Source organism: Algimonas porphyrae (assembly GCF_041429795.1).
Taxonomy (GTDB): Bacteria; Pseudomonadota; Alphaproteobacteria; order Caulobacterales; family Maricaulaceae; genus Litorimonas; species Litorimonas porphyrae.
Map to the genome: position 1 here is coordinate 1602180 of NZ_CP163424.1, position 15253 is coordinate 1617432.

The window sequence follows — 15253 nt, forward strand, 5'->3', positions numbered from 1 at the left end:
CTGAAGTGTCACCGGAAACACAGCCAGGCGGGGTCATGAATGGGAGCGGCGATGATTTTCAGGGATGCCGTCGAAGCGGATCTGTATGCGGTCGTCAGCCTTCTGGCCGACGATGTCCTCGGCGCGGAGCGGGAAACCCTCACGGATCCCCTGCCACCGGATTACATGTCCGCCTTTCATGAATTGACGCAGCAGAGCGGGAACCGCTTGATCGTCGCGGTCGACGGGGAGGGCGCGGTTTGTGCCTGTCTGCAACTCACCTGTATAGCTGGGATTGCCCGCAAAGGGGCGAAGCGAGCCTTGATCGAAGGAGTGCGGGTCCGGACCGATTACAGAGGAACCGGACTGGGCACGCAGATTTTCGAATATGCGATCGCGGAAGCACGCGAAGCGGGGTGTCATCTGGTTCAACTGACGACTGACAAAACACGCCCGGACGCACACCGATTTTACGAACGGCTGGGATTCGAAGCCAGCCATATCGGTATGAAATACAGGATCGAGCGGTGAGGGCGAGGCATCCGTAGATTTTGCTATTGAGTTACAAGGATGATGGGAGGGCTTCTCAACGTCCTAAATGGGGCGAGTTTCGTACACTCAGCGATGAGGGTGCTATGAAGTCTCTTGCGACGGGGTAGCGCTCGCAGCCTACTGCCTCATAACTCAGTCGTGTCGGCTTGTGACGATGGTTTTCCGCCTCAACGAATGCCATCCTCAGTGTTTTTTCAGGCATTCGATCAAAAGCGATCGTCAAGAATGCTTTTCCCGACCCCGCTCTGCTGGGCGGCAGGGTCGGCGGTCATGGTCTATATCTCACCTATGGAGACTTGAAGATGTTTTGCAGGCCCAAAAGTCCAAGCTCTACTCAATAATATGCCAGCGAGACTGGCGTCCGGCGAGGTAGTCCACCCGTTCGCCGTCAAAACATGCATCCTGTTCGAGCTTGATCTGGACGAGCTGGCCACCCCATTCGGGGACGGGGACTTTGACATTGCCTTCAATCGCATAACAGGTGTTGGCGTTGACGGGCCAGTCCCCTCGGACGGGGGTGGGGCCTTGATTGTCCCACATGCCAATTGTGGGGCCAGGGGCGTGGCCAAAAAAGCCGAGCGGGTGCGTGTAGGTGGAACAGATCATCTGTTCAGCCTTACACTTGGCGCGTGTTGCGGCGAGGACATCATTACCAGTCCGACCCAGTTGGAAAGACCCCGTCAGATGATCCTGCCAGCGATTTCCGACCGCCATGGCGGCTTTAAGTCCGTCTGGTTCTTCTGCTGCTCCGATCTTCAGAACATAACCCATTTCCTGGGTGTCCGTGCAGAGTTTCAGATAGCAGATTCCAACATCGGTATGAATGACGTCGCCGCGTCGGATGATTCCGTCTTCCCCACAAAAAGGCTGATCCTCTTCACAGGACAGGCCGGGACGTTGAATATTCACATAAGGGTGGAACCAGGGGGCGAGGTTCAAATCCTCAAACCGCTGATGCAGATACCAGGCGACATCGTCCGTTGTAGTCACGCCCGGCGTGATCACCTGAGCGGAAAACGCTTCTGAAATAACCGAGCGTGCCAATGCCACGGCATGGCCATAGACGTCTATTTCGTCCTTACGACGCGTTTCGACCCAGCGAACGACAAGATCTTCGGCACTGACAAGGCGGGCCTTAAGATCGTCAGACAGGACGGACTCAAGCCGCTCATGCAAACCATGGGTCAGACCATCGGCCACTGGCCAGTCCTTGGATACATTGATCCCGATCCGTTGTGGGTCCTTCTCGGCGATCAGAGCGCCCAGCGCAGCCCATTGCGCGTCCAGGTCACCGCCTTCCCAGGCTGCCTCGTAAGGATCACCCAGTGGGTACCGGTTGACCGTCATCATGTCGAACCCGTCTTCATGTTTGTGAAAGACCAACATGGTTGTTCGGCGCGCCGCAAAGGCGGGTTGCGGAACGAGGGTGAAATAGACGGGGTCTTCCGCATATTCGCGGTTCAGCACGAGCCACATATCGATATTGGTCTCGTCCATGAGCGCCGGCAGCAAAGTTTCCAACCGGTCTTTCGTCATCGCATTTTCAGGCGCGATACGGTCTTGAGCCGAGAGGATCGCGCGCTCGCCGGCGACAAAGCGACCTTGGTTGACGTTTTGGGACGCTGGCGCGGTTTGTGAAAACGCTATCGGCGCGGATACACTTGCGACCGCGAGTCCGCTGACGAGGGCATTCAAGAATATTTTGATCATGTCCGTCCGTACCGCTGGCGAAACGCTGTATCAAGAATTTAGGAATGCGACAGTGGCCGGGCTAACGACTGTGTCGAGTTGAGTTTAGGACGTTTGGTTTTAGGGATGCGTCTTCTTCCGCCGGTTTTTCGTCGCCACTATCGTCAAAATCGCGATTGTATCCGCTCTTGAGCGCCGTGGTTTGGGCCTTTTAGGACGTTCATGTCATTATGACTGGGGACGACACCTAACCCGAGATTGAGCTAAAATAATCAATGAATACAAAGCATTAATAAACGTCGGACAAGGGCTTCACTTTTGAGAAAGTGAAAAACTGAATGATTATAACGCATTATGGAAATGGTGGGCGATGCTGGGATTGAACCAGCGACCCCTGCCGTGTGAAGGCAGTGCTCTCCCGCTGAGCTAATCGCCCGAAAACCTATTCTCTGACCGGTTTCCCGAGCGCGGGCTATTAACGCTGGGTTCAGAGAAATCAAGCCACTCATCACCTCAACACGGAGTCGACAGCGTCGTGACACTTTATTAAGGGAAACGGTCGATTTTTGTTACAGGACTGTTACAAACGGAAAGACGACGTGAAAATCGACGCATCGCGGATGTGATAACCCCCCGGGAACGGCCGACGGGGAGAATGAGGCTGGAACGGGAGACATACGTCGCGAACCCACCCATAAATCCCAGTGCCGTTACACTGAGAAGACGCGAGTCATCAGAAGAGAAGTTTATGACCGAGCCGACACCGACAGCTCGCACAATCCCCCTACGACATGGCGATTTCGCGACTCTCACCGAGGCGCTGGACTATGCTGCGGGTGGGACGACGGGTTTCAACTATTTCGATGGGCGCGCTCGCCTTGAAACTGCGCTGAGCTATGCCGAGCTGCGAACGCAGGCGATCGATGTCGCGAAACGTCTGGTCAGGTTCGCGCCGAAGGATTCCCGCATCGGTCTGGCAGCTGTGTCGACTCCTGAATTCGCCGTCCTGTTCTTCGCCTGCCAGTATGCAGGCCTTGTGCCGGCGCCTCTACCGCTGCCCGTCACGCTTGGCGGACGCTCTTCCTATGAGCGTCAGCTGGAGCGGATGGCTGATACAGGCGATTTCTTCGCCCTGTTCGCGCCGGCGGCCATGGAACCGATCATGAGTTCGGCTCTGAATGATACGGCGACACCCGTTTTGACGTTCGAAGAGGTCTTCGCCCTGCCACAGGGCGATGCGCTCCGCCCATTCGGTGCCGACGACCTTTGCTACATTCAGTATTCGTCTGGTTCGACATCTTCGCCCAAGGGAATCCTGGGCACACAGGCGTCGGTCTCGGCCAATTGTCACGGAATCACGAAATACGGGCTGAAGGTCACGGAACTGGACCGCTGCGCATCGTGGCTGCCGCTCTATCACGATATGGGCCTGATCGGCTGCGTGATTTCCCCGCTCATGTCGCAAATGTCGGTCGATTTCATGAATCCGACCGATTTCACCCGCCGTCCGATCACCTGGCTGCAGCTGATTGCGGATAATGGGGGGACGCTGTCCTACTCGCCAACCTTCGGTTACGAGCTCTGCGTCCGGCGCTGGCGCGGGGACAGGGAGCTCGATCTGTCGAGCTGGCGCGCTGCCGGGATCGGCGGCGACATGGTTCGTCCCGAACCGCTGACCGAATTTGCCAAACTGTTCGGCCCGATGGGCTTTGCCGAATCCGCCTTTACGCCTTCTTATGGCATGGCCGAGACCACGCTGGCGGCGACATTTGCCCCCCTTGGCCAGGGTCTGGTCAAGCACACGATCGACATGCGCCGCTATGAGCGGACGTCCGAAGCGGTTGCTGCAACCGATGTGACGCCGGGTGAAGATACGCGCACCTTCGTAGCCTGCGGCGTCAAGCTGCCCGGCCATGACATTGAAATTCGCGACGCGGACAATCAAGTGCTGGGCGAAGATCATGTCGGCCGCATCTGTCTGAAGGGCCCATCTCTTTCACCGGGTTATTTCCGCAACAGCCAGGCGACGGAAGCCGCTTTTTCCAAGGATGGATGGCTCGATACGGGCGATCTTGGCTACTGGCATGACGGACAGCTGATCGTGACGGGGCGATATAAGGATCTGATCCTCTATCATGGCCGCAATATCTGGCCTCAGGATATCGAATGGGCGGCACAGGCCGCGGCGCCGCATCGCTGTGGCCGGGCCTGTTCCTTCTCCGTCGGCGGGGCAGGCGATCAGAAAACCATCATGCTGCTGCTGGAATGCCGCACACGCGATCCGAAATTGCTGGCAGAAATCGAAGCGGCTGTGTCCGCCGCGATCCGGCTGGAAGTCGGCGTGCCGGTTCAGCTGATGCTCGTGCCGAAATCGACCATGATCATCACCTCATCGGGCAAGCTGTCACGCGCGCGCGTGAAACAGAAATTCCTCGATGGCGGCATTATCGACCTTCAGGCCCCGACACCTCTGCGTGCGGTCCAAGCCTGACAACCTCTGTTTGATGACGGGATGGCTGGACGCTAGGCGTCCCGCTTGGTAACGGCGCGGTTTCTGCCGCCCGGTAGGTAATTCACCGGATGATAGCCAAGAGGCCTGCATGCCGACTGACCAGCAAATCTTCGACAAGATCTGCGAGCTGCTCAAGCCGTATAACGTCAAGAATAAACCCATATTGCGAACCTCCGGCATCATGTCGGATCTGGAGGTGGATTCCACGGCTGTGTTCGATCTGATCATGGAGCTGGAAGACCATTATGACATCTCCGTGCCGATGGAGGTGATCAGTGACGTCAAGACGGTTGGCGAACTGGTGAATGCCATTCAGGATCTGCTGCAGCAATGAGCGGGGCAGGGGGAACAGACGCAGAGACCGGGTCCGGCCTGTCGATCTTCAGCAAATATGATCCGCTGAAACAGCGCGCCAGCGTGCTGGAAAAAGTCGGTGTCGATCCGTTCGACATGACGTTCGACGATATTATGGGGCCGACCCGCGGACGCATCGGCAATCGCGAAATTATCCTCGCCGGAACCAACAACTATCTCGGCCTGACCTATGATGAGGCAGCCCGCGAGGCCGCCAAGGACGCGATCGACCGGCACGGGACCGGTACGACGGGCTCGCGGATCGCCAATGGCACCTATGTCGAGCATGAACAGCTGGAACGGGATCTCGCGGCGCATCTGGGTAAACCGTCCTGCATTGTCTTCACGACGGGCTATGTCACCAATCTCGCCGCCATGGCGGGGCTGGCGGGGCCGAACGATGTCATTTTCATCGATGCCGACGCGCATGCCTGCATCATTGACGGGACGCGTCTGGCGACCAACAAGACGACCGTCCGGTTCCGCCACAATGATCCGGAAAATCTCGACCGTCGTCTGTCGCGACAGGCGATCACCGATGGGGGCCATGCTCTCGTCGTGATCGAAGGCCTCTATTCCATGTTTGGCGATATTGCCCCGATTGCCGAATTCGCAGAGGTCTGCGAACGGCACGGTGCCTATCTCTATGTCGATGAAGCCCATAGTTACGGCGTGTTCGGTCCGACTGGCTGCGGTATCGCCGAAGCGCAGGGCTGTCTCGACAAGATCGACTTCTATAGCGGCACTTTTTCGAAGAGCTTGGCCAGTGTCGGCGGCTTTTGCGCGTCCCGGCATCCGGAATTCGAGCTATTGCGCAAGGTGATGCGGCCTTACATGTTCACCGCGTCGGCGGCTCCGGCCAATATCTGCGCCGCGCAGGCTGCGCTCGACGCGATCAAGACGCGGCCCGAGCTGCGCCACAATATCACCGCCCGCGCCGCGCAACTGCATGCCGGACTGGCGGAGATGGGCTTTGACCTCTGTGCTCCCGCCAGCCCCGTCATCGCAGTGCGTCGCCCGAACGAGGCGCAGGCCGCGATGGAATGGAACTGGTTGCTGAAGGAAGGCGTCTACGTCAATCTGGCGGTTCCGCCCGGTACGCCGCAAAGCTCGTGCCTGCTGCGTATTTCCGTTTCCGCCGCCCATACGGAAGAGGACGTCAATGCGATCCTCAGCCGCTTCAAGGCGTTGCAGGACAATAGTGCTGAGATCATGGGCGAGATGATGCGCCGTTTGCAGGCCTCAGCCTAACTAGCCGAACGCGCCCCGCCGCCACAGCTTCCAGCCTAGGACGGGGCTCCAGAGGACCGGATGGCGGCGCTGCGCCTCCGTGACCTCCAATTTTACGCCGCTATGGCGTTCCACCTTGCGCAATACATAGTCGAGACCGCCATCGAATGTGGCGGCACTATTGATGACGCGCAGAGCGGCAACGGGCCGACCGATCAGGCGGCGCAGAAACCAACGCCATGCCGAGCCGTGACCGGGGTAGGTCTGAACCGCAAACTGGTCCGTTCCGTGCCTGTCGAACAGCGTTGCACTGACGCTGTCGTAACGGTCCTGGTAACGCGCGACGATTTCGCGGGCACGGCCATCGTCGCTTTCGGGGCGTAGTTCCGTGCGGTAGCTCTCATAAAAGGCGCGACCCCAGAATTCGGGCGATGTGGCAGGGGCATCGAATAATGGCGCGGTTTCGCTTGCCAGTTTTCGTACGGCTGCGGCCCTGGCGGTGGCGATCCGGTCGGCGATGGATGGGTCCGATGTGCCGAGCAGGGCGCAGGGCTGGCTGAACCGACCCCAGAGCTGACTGAGAAAAGCGTGGGCGCATCGGCGTTCGAACTCGCGCAGTGTGATGATGGAATATTTGCAGGTCGAGAGAACGCCGTCCCGTTCCTGCTCCAGATAGTAGACGGCGGGCGGGATCAGGCGGTTCGTCAGCGCGCGCCATCCCCATCCATGCGTGGCACGGTAGCTATCCACTAGCACGTAGAAATCCAGCATCTTCTCTGCATCGTCCAGATCGCGCAGGGACGACCCATAATAGACGAAGCCCAGAACGCGGTCAGGATGGCGATCCCGGATCGCCGCCATGACGGCGTGAACCCGCTCCGGTGGATCAAGCTGTTCGGCGCGGATCAGCTTGAGCAATGCGTCATCGGTTGCGTCGACGGAATCGGTATTCATCGCCGAATAATGATCGGGCGACTGGCGCTCAGACGAAATTGGTTGGACGGTACATGTATCGGCTCTCCGTCCAGCATGACGGGGCCGGAATAATCGAACTCGGCATCCTGCGCATTCCAGCTGTGGAAGCCGTCCGGACGCCGGTCCTTATCCTTGAAGCCAACCCAGATTTCCGCAATGTGGCGATAAAGCTTGGAACAGCCGCCTTGGACATAGGTCAGACGCAGATCGCCGACCTCGTCGCCCCAGAACGGATCCAGTCCCATCGTAATGGAAGGCAGTGTGGTCGCGACGGTTCCGAGATGCCGCCCGGCGAGGGTTTCTCCGTTGATGCGCAGCGTGCAGTCTGTTTCGCGCATGACGCTGTCGCGCTCCGCCGTGACCGCCTTGACCAGACCGCCGACGACGGCAGCCGATCCGCCAATACCGCGCGTATGCAGCTCGTTCTTCGCATAATCCGTGACCATGGGCAGAGCCCCGGTTGAAAACAGAAAGCCATATTGATCGGGTGCCCCGTCGCAGGACAGTTTGAGCAAGCGCGTTTCCAGCGCGTTCGGGTCCTGATGGATCGATTTCAGGCCGGACCGGCCCACACGCTTCATGCCGATAATCTTGGCGATCTGGTTAGTCATGCCGCCCGATGCAATGGCGAAGTCGGGCAGGGCTCTGTCTTCACCCGATTGTCGCATGACCTCGCTCATCACCGATTGAACCGTGCCGTCGCCGCCTTCGATGACGATAAGGTCCGATGTCTCCAGCGCCGCTTCGACCTGGCTGGGCAAGGTTTCGAACAGGGCCAGATCGAATACGCGCGCATCATGCTCGGTCGCATAGGTCGCGATGCGCGATCCTTTCTTGCCGACGCGTTCGGAATGCGGATTGATGAACAGAGAGGCCGTCATGGTTGGCTACAAGGCTTCCGTACGGGTCAAAAGGAATGCGGACAACAAGCCAAAGGCAAGCAGGGGCATGGCAATGGCCGGGAGGACGGCGATCCCGCCGGACGCAGCAAATGTTGCCATTGCCCCGTCAATGATCAGGAAGATGAAACCCAGTGTGATCCCAAGAATCAATGTCCGGTCGCCCGTATCTTCCCGTCCTGTGCGCTGCATCAGCGCGGCGCAGGCGATCAGAAGAATAATAGCGGCCAGCGGACGGGTCAGGCGGTGCGCATGCCAAAAGGCGTAGGCGAAGCTGGGCTTTGCCCCGCTATTGCCCGGTCGCATGAAATTGCGCATCTCGGACAGTGACAGATCACGCGGCTCAGCCGCCAGTCGGGCGATCGAAGTCGGTGTCTGGTTCGTGGTCCAGACGGCGCTCCCTTCGACCGGATAGGCTTCGCGCGACTCGCCGTCTGCACCCGCGACATCGAGGCGACGAACGCCTTGCAGCGTCCATCCCTGATCGGTGAAGGTGGCGCGGTCGGCCCAGATCACGGACTGGACTTCGCCCAGACCATTGCGCTCGAAGATTTCGAGCTTGGCGAGCGTCTCATAGGATTCGCGGTCAGTGGCGCGCACGATCGCACCATTATCTTCCAGCCAGAGCGGATTGTCGGCTGTGATATTCTTGATCTTATATTCGCCGATACCCCAGGCCTGCAATGAGCGCACGGCGGGTGCCATTGTGTAGTCGATGAAGGTCACAGAGGCGAGCGACGCGCCCAGCACGACCGGGATCATCAGCAGAACCTGCCGCGTCGCACTGATGCCAAAGCCGAGCAGGGCGACAAGTTCATGCTGCCGGATCAGTTTGACGTAGGTCAGCAGGATCGCGACCACGAGGGTAAAGACGAAGATCCGGTCAAAAATGACAGGGGCGCGCAGGGCCATATACTTGAACGTCCCGCGAAACCCTTCGCCGCTGGCAACAATATCCGCGCCATTGGCAAGACTGTCGAGCAGGCCGATCAGCACCAGAAAGCCGAAGACGACGGTCAGCCAGGTGAACAGAAAGGACCGCGAGAGATAGAGCGCGAACTTAAACATGGCGGCCCTCCGGGCGGCCTTGGAGGCGCTGGCGGACCAGCGCGATCAGACGGCGGGCTTCGCCTTGCAGGTGACTGATCCATTGCGCGAAGGATGTCAGTGGCGGTTGTCCCATCTTGAAGGCGCTCTGACGGAAGATGATAGCGGCGAAGATTGCCAGCACAGCCATCAACCCCCAAATTCCGATCCAGGGGGGGATCTTGCCATCGGCCCCCAGTGACTGAGCGAACTCGAGCGCTTTTTGCAGGGATACAAGAAAGACGACGCCGACGAATATGCCTGCAGAGGAGGGGTTTCGCCCGTAATTCAGCCCGAAAGGCACGGCGATGAAGGGCAGGATGAACAGCATCAGCGTCTTGGCAATACGCAGATGCAGCGCGGCATTGTTCGTGTCGCGCGTTATTTCTGTGCGCTGGTCGCCGCGACGATTTTCGAACAGTTCCGCCGAGGTGAGTTCGCGTTCATCATTGCCGCGCGCGCGGAAGGGTACGACGGTTGCCGCCCCGGCGATGGAGGATCCGCCAAAGCCCAGATCGCCGGACAGGCGGCTATTCTCGGTAATCTGATAGGCCCGGCCCGCACCGAGTTGCAGGACCGGGGCGCCGGTTTCCTCACGGATTATGAGTTCGCCTTCATTGGCCGTGGTCAGGCGAAAGCCCGTCTGCGTCCCGTCCGTGTCGATGACAGCCTCATAAATGAAGATCGGGCCGATACCGGCGTCCGGCTTGTCCGTGCCACCGAAAAATGTGCGGTCGCCAACCGTCGTGAACGTGCCCTCGCGCAAGGCGGCTGTGAAGCTTGTCTGCCTCACCGTATTCTCGACCGATCGGTACTGGTAGCGGCCCAGAGGCTGTAGCCAGCCTTCGATGATGACCGAGCTCACAGCGAGGATGGCGGCGACGGCCAGAAAGGGCTTGGTCATATGGGTCAGCGAGACCCCGGCCCCCAGCGCGGCGGTTAGTTCCGAGGATCGCGAGAACCGATCGACCGTGATGATCGTACCGAGCATGAGAGCCATCGGGACGGCCATACCCAGATAGTAGGGCAGCAGCGCGACGATCATGTTGGTTGCATCGGATGCCGGATTGGTCGAGGTTGTCACGACCTCGAAAATGCGCAGCAGACGCTCCAGCAGAAGCACACAACACGCAAAGACGACCAGCCCGCCAATGGCGACCGCAGCCTTTTTGAAAAGATATGTGTTTAGACGTCCCAACAGATTCCTGCGATTTCTACTTTGATAACCTCGGAAGCACGCCATATCCAGAGGGCGTCCCGCATGAATGGTTCATGTCGGACTCATCTTCCGGGGCCTATTGAAAAGCCATGATGAACGCAAATCACTGCTACAGACCCTACCAAAGAATAATTCGCCGGATCGAGCGTGGACGTTTGCCACTGGCTGCGACCGTCGCGACCTGTGCCGCCTTGGCCACGCCCGCCTTCGCGGATGACGAGGCACCGGCCCTTTCTGCCATCGGTATCGAGCGCGGGCTAGAGCTCTATGACTGGGACGCGGCTGATCGCTGCATTCTCGGCTTCCATCAAATCCGCATCACGGTGAACAATGTGACCGAAGAGGGCATATTGAAACTGGAACTGTTCGGCGAAAAGGATTTCATGCGCAGTTCGGGCAAGTTGCGCCGCATTCGCGTACCGGCCGAGGACGGACCGATGCGCGTCTGCATCCATGTTCCGGAAGCGGGCGAATATGCCGTCGTCGGCTATCATGACAAGGACGGGGACCGGAAGCTCGACAAGAAGTGGAATTTCAAGCCCAAAGAGCCTTACGGCCTGTCGAACAATCCGGAAATCAAGTCGCTGCGTCTTCCGAAATGGGAAGAAACACGCTTTACCGTGCCGCATGATGGTGTCGATATTGTCATCAATCTGGTTGACCTGGGCTGATCAGACCCGCCAAAGCGTCCGCTTTACTGGCACACGAGAAACAAGCAGTTTTGCATGGCGGATGCGGCTTCGGACTTGACGGACATTCTGGTCAGCAGCGCCGCGACGGCGTCGGCCGACTTTCTGGAGCTTCCCTATAGCCTCTATGGTGGTGAAGCGGCGTGGCGTGCGCCGTTGCGGATGGAACGGCGCGCCCAGCTCGGCGCCAAGAACCAGGCATTGCAAGGCGTAACGCCCCGTTTCTTTCTCGCCCGTCGCGACGGCCATGTCGTCGGGCGCATCGCTGCCTTCACAAATGCGCGCTACGACGCAGAGCATGGTCGGGAGACGGCCTTTTTCGGCTATTTCGATTGTATCGACGATCCCGATGTGTCCGATGCGCTACTCTCCGCCGCAAAGGATTGGGGTCGGGCTGAGGGTCGGCAGCGCATGGTTGGCCCTGCCATGTGGAGCGTCAATGAGGAAGTCGGCCTGCTGGTCGATGGCTATGGGCATCCGCCCGCCGTCATGATGCCTTACGGTCATCCGCATCAGCTCGACGCCGTTACGCGCAACGGATTTACCAAGGCCGTCGACCTTTATGCCTACCGCGCGGACCTGACCAAAGGCGCACCGACCAACAGATTGGTGCAGAATTCTACGGGCGTTCGCCGAGCGGGATGATGGGCTGAGCTGGCGCACGCTGGGGCGTGACTTTGCCGGCGACGCCCGAATGGCGCTCGATATCTTCAACGATGCCTGGTCCGGCAATTGGGGGTTCGTGCCCTTCTCGGAAACGCAATTTCTGCACATGGCAAAAGAGATGAAGCCGATCATGTTCCGGGACGGGTTCCAGCTCGGTTTCATTGACGGACAGCCTGCCAGCTTCATCTGGATGATTCCGGACGTCAATGCTCTGGTCGAAGGTTTTGAGGGGCGTCTGCTTCCCTTCAACTGGGCCCGGCTGCTCTACCGTCTGAAGGCCAGACAGGTCGATCGGGGTCGGGTGCCGCTGATGGGGCTCAAGCGCGAATTTCATAAGGGACGGCGCGGTGTGGCCCTGACGACGGAAATCTGCTCACGCGCTTTCGATGCTGGCCAAGCGCAGGGCTATAAGCAGTGCGAGCTGTCCTGGATCCTGGAAGGCAATCGCAGCATGAGCGCGATCTGTGACATGGTCGGAGCGGATCTCTACAAGACCTACCGGATGGTCGAGGCTGACCTGTGAGCCGGCGGACGATCATTCTCGCCGGTCAGCGCCCTGGGCCGGATGCGCTCTGTATCCATGCCGACGTGCCGTTCAAGGCGGATATCCCGATTGCGGGCGTGCCAATGCTGGACCGCGTGGCCGGAGCTCTGAGTGAGGCAGGACTGACCCAGCCTTACATTCTGTCCGGCTATCCACACGCACGAGAGGGCTTCGAACGCGCCGAAGGCGGATGCGGCCCAGCCGACAGCGCCATGATGGCCGTCGGAGCAGGCACGTTTCCCGTGCTGATGACGACCTGCGATCACGCGCTGCTGACACCGGATATGGTGCGGGACTTCCTCGCCGGTGCGGAGGCCTCGGGCGCTGATTTCGCCGTCGGACTTGCGAGCCGGGAGACGATCCAGGCGCGCTATCCCGAAACGAAGCGAACCTATCTCTGTTTTCGCGATGTTGCCGTCAGCGGCTGCAACCTCTTCTACATTCGCAACGCAGCTGGACTGGCGGCGATCGAGTTCTGGCGCGATGCGCAGCATCTGCGCAAGCAGCCCCTGAAATTGGCGAGCAAGATCGGCACGCGCATCACGATCCGCTATGCGCTCGGGCGTCTGACGATGAAGGATGCGTTTGCCTATGGCAGCCAGCGCATCGGCGCTGTGGCTGCCCCTGTCCTGCTCGACCATGCCGAGGCCGCGATCGACGTCGATAGTCCGGCCGATCTGGCACTGGTCGAAGATATTCTGTTGCGACGTCAGAAAGCCGTCTGAGCGTGGCATTGCGCCCGAATACGCTGGATACGCGCACGACAACCGGGATCGGGCGGCGGATCGCCTCCAATACCGGCCTCTTGCTGGGGGCAAAAATCGTCGGCACGCTGCTCGGTATCGGGACCTTGCTGATCGCGACCAAGACGCTGACGGCTGCGGAGTTCGGCACGATCGTGTTCCTGCACGCCTATATGCTGTTCTTTGCGGAGGTCGCGACCTTCCAAAGCTGGCAGTCCATCATCCGCTTCGGCACGGACGATATCACCAATAGCGACCGCGCCAGCCTGACGCGGCTGCTGCGCTTCGGCTATACGCTCGATATCGTATCTGTCTTGCTGGGCTATCTGCTGGCGATCGGCGCGTTCAGCCTCGTCGTGATGATCGCCGATGCGCTGCCGGGCCTGTCACCGGGCGAGGGTGTTGATATCGACGCGTTACAGACGCTGGTCACCCTCTACTGTCTAGTCATTCTGGCGCGGTTTACGAGCACCTCGATCGGGGTTTTCCGACTGTTCGACAAATTCTCCATTCTGGCCGTCGAAGCGCTCATTCTGCCGATCGTGCGGTTTGGCGGCGCGGTCTTGGCGGCGTCGCAGGGATGGGGCCTGACGGGCTTCGTTGCAGCCTGGTTTTCTGGCTCGCTGGCACAATATGTCTTCCTTTGGGTCGCCGGGGGTATCGAGCTTCATCGTCGCGGCCTGCTGGGCGAGGTTTGGCGGACCAAGACGCGTTTCTTCAGGCCGCATCGTCCGATCTGGGCCTTCGTTATCAAGTCCAATGTCGATTCGACCCTGGCCACAGGGGTCATGCATCTGCCGCAACTACTGGTCATGGCCCTGTTCGGACCAGTCTGGAACGGTGTGTTCAAGATCGCCGAGGAAGTAGCCAAGCTCCTGACGGAAGGGTTCAAGCTGCTGGATCAGGTCATCTATCCCGAATTGGCCAAACTGGTCAGCCTCGATCAGTCGGACAAGATCTGGCGCATCGTGACGCGGGCTGCAGGCATATTACTCGGCATCGGTCTGGCATTTTCGGCGCTGATCTTCCTGTTCGGCGAGGCGGTCCTGACCGCGATCTTCGGGCCTGATTATGCGCAGGCCGTGCCATTGGCCGGTCTTCTCGTGCCAGCTGCGGCGCTGATGGGCGCGGCAGCTCCTCTCTATCCGATCTTCTATGCGACCGACCGTCCGGGACGCGCCATTATGACTCGCGGTGCAGCCTTGTGCGTCTATATTGCGACCTTCCTGTTTGCAGCGGCCACCATCGGCCGGCTCGCGCCCGGCTTTGCGTCGCTTGCAGCCAATAGTTTCGCTGTGATCGTCCTGGTTTTCGCCGCGCGCAGTGCCCTGCGCTCGGCCCGCATGCCCGCGGACGTTACATCGGAAAGCAAGGTTTGACATGACCCGTCTGGCTATTTTCGATCTTGATTACACGCTCACGCGCCAAGGCACGTGGGGTCGGTTTGTCCTGCGCAGCATGAAAGCCCGGCCCCTCGGCCTGCCGCCGCTGCTTCTGGCGGCTGGCTGGACGCAGTTGCGTTACAAACGCGGCGCTGTTCCGCGCATCGCCGTGAAGACGGCGATGATGCGGCGGTCCATGGTCGGGCGCACGCGGGAAGAGCTGAGCGACGTTGCCGACGCATTGATCGCAGACGACATGCAGAACGGGCTGAACCTGCGTGTGCTCGACGCGCTCCGTGCGCATCAGCAGGCAGGTGACATCGTCCTGATCGCCAGCGCTGCCGTCGATTTGCTTGTCGAGCGCTACTGCGAAGCGCTCGGAGCACACGGACAGGTCTCGACGCGCATGGCATGGACTCAGGATGACCGTCTGGCCGACCATTTCGCATCGGACAATTGCTACGGGACGCAGAAGATGGACCGGATCAAGGGCTTGCTTACAGAGCGAAATCTGTTGCCCAGCCATGTAACGGCCTATTCCGACAGTCGCGCCGATGCGCCGATGCTGGAATTTGCCGACAAGGCGATCATTGTCGCGCCGAAACGCAAGACGCGTGACTACGCGCAACGCATGAATTTCGAAATCTGGTAGTGTTTTGTAACGCCAAATTGACTAAACACGGCGCGTAAAAATGTTAAAGACGATTTGGATGACGCATTAATGGCCTTCGGCC

15 protein-coding genes and 1 tRNA gene are annotated in these 15253 nt (G+C 59.5%); 10 read left to right on the plus strand and 6 right to left on the minus strand.

From position 1 onward, the window contains the following. Positions 1-51: 51 nt before the first annotated feature. On the plus strand, positions 52-510 hold the full coding sequence (locus tag AB6B39_RS07750) for a GNAT family N-acetyltransferase (protein WP_284369168.1): 459 nt from the start codon (positions 52-54) through the stop codon (positions 508-510). 351 nt (positions 511-861) lie between these two features. On the opposite strand, the gene AB6B39_RS07755 is transcribed toward AB6B39_RS07750, so the two are convergent. Next, positions 862-2241, minus strand: a complete 1380-nt coding sequence (locus tag AB6B39_RS07755) for a M24 family metallopeptidase (RefSeq protein WP_284369167.1) — start codon at positions 2239-2241, stop codon at positions 862-864. 340 nt (positions 2242-2581) lie between these two features. Further along, a tRNA-Val gene (locus AB6B39_RS07760) sits at positions 2582-2656 on the minus strand. 312 nt (positions 2657-2968) lie between these two features. Between AB6B39_RS07760 and AB6B39_RS07765 the strand changes: the two genes are divergently transcribed. From AB6B39_RS07765 to spt, 3 genes are all read left to right on the plus strand, one after another. Further along, the gene (locus AB6B39_RS07765) at positions 2969-4711 is read left to right on the plus strand and encodes a fatty acyl-AMP ligase (RefSeq protein ID WP_284369166.1); all 1743 of its coding nucleotides are present in this window, start codon (positions 2969-2971) and stop codon (positions 4709-4711) included. A 109-nt stretch (positions 4712-4820) separates the two neighbouring features. Further along, a complete protein-coding gene (locus AB6B39_RS07770) occupies positions 4821-5066 on the plus strand; it encodes an acyl carrier protein (RefSeq protein ID WP_284369165.1) in 246 nt (81 codons plus the stop codon). Then, a complete protein-coding gene (gene spt, locus AB6B39_RS07775) occupies positions 5063-6337 on the plus strand; it encodes a serine palmitoyltransferase (RefSeq protein WP_284369164.1) in 1275 nt (424 codons plus the stop codon). Before AB6B39_RS07770 ends, spt begins: the two co-directional genes overlap by 4 nt. On the opposite strand, the gene AB6B39_RS07780 is transcribed toward spt, so the two are convergent. Genes AB6B39_RS07780 through AB6B39_RS07795 form a run of 4 tightly spaced genes read right to left on the minus strand, consistent with a single transcriptional unit; the run spans position 6338 to position 10474 of the window. Beyond that, complete coding sequence (locus AB6B39_RS07780) at positions 6338-7270, minus strand: hypothetical protein (protein ID WP_284369163.1); 933 nt, start codon at positions 7268-7270, stop codon at positions 6338-6340. Further along, positions 7267-8172 carry a diacylglycerol kinase family protein gene (locus tag AB6B39_RS07785; RefSeq protein ID WP_284369162.1) on the minus strand — a complete coding sequence of 302 codons (906 nt, stop codon included), beginning with the start codon at positions 8170-8172 and terminating at the stop codon, positions 7267-7269. Before AB6B39_RS07785 ends, AB6B39_RS07780 begins: the two co-directional genes overlap by 4 nt. 6 nt (positions 8173-8178) lie before the next feature. Beyond that, positions 8179-9258 carry an LptF/LptG family permease gene (locus AB6B39_RS07790; protein ID WP_284369161.1) on the minus strand — a complete coding sequence of 360 codons (1080 nt, stop codon included), beginning with the start codon at positions 9256-9258 and terminating at the stop codon, positions 8179-8181. Then, entirely contained in the window at positions 9251-10474 is a 1224-nt protein-coding gene (locus AB6B39_RS07795) for an LptF/LptG family permease (RefSeq protein ID WP_284369160.1), read from the minus strand. Before AB6B39_RS07795 ends, AB6B39_RS07790 begins: the two co-directional genes overlap by 8 nt. Positions 10475-10584: 110 nt before the next feature. On the opposite strand from AB6B39_RS07795, the gene AB6B39_RS07800 reads away from it, so the two are divergent. The 6 genes from AB6B39_RS07800 to AB6B39_RS07825 are packed head-to-tail and all read left to right on the plus strand — an operon-like array spanning position 10585 to position 15171. Continuing rightward, entirely contained in the window at positions 10585-11166 is a 582-nt protein-coding gene (locus AB6B39_RS07800; RefSeq protein WP_284369159.1) for a DUF2141 domain-containing protein, read from the plus strand. 54 nt (positions 11167-11220) lie between these two features. Then, a complete protein-coding gene (locus tag AB6B39_RS07805; protein ID WP_371398487.1) occupies positions 11221-11829 on the plus strand; it encodes a hypothetical protein in 609 nt (202 codons plus the stop codon). A gap of 49 nt (positions 11830-11878) precedes the next feature. Next, entirely contained in the window at positions 11879-12373 is a 495-nt protein-coding gene (locus AB6B39_RS07810; RefSeq protein WP_371398488.1) for a hypothetical protein, read from the plus strand. Beyond that, the gene (locus AB6B39_RS07815) at positions 12370-13119 is read left to right on the plus strand and encodes a nucleotidyltransferase family protein (protein WP_284369157.1); all 750 of its coding nucleotides are present in this window, start codon (positions 12370-12372) and stop codon (positions 13117-13119) included. Before AB6B39_RS07810 ends, AB6B39_RS07815 begins: the two co-directional genes overlap by 4 nt. A gap of 2 nt (positions 13120-13121) precedes the next feature. After that, entirely contained in the window at positions 13122-14516 is a 1395-nt protein-coding gene (locus tag AB6B39_RS07820; protein WP_284369156.1) for a lipopolysaccharide biosynthesis protein, read from the plus strand. Between the two features lies 1 nt (position 14517). Beyond that, a complete protein-coding gene (locus tag AB6B39_RS07825) occupies positions 14518-15171 on the plus strand; it encodes an HAD family hydrolase (protein WP_284369155.1) in 654 nt (217 codons plus the stop codon). Positions 15172-15253 lie beyond the last annotated feature (82 nt).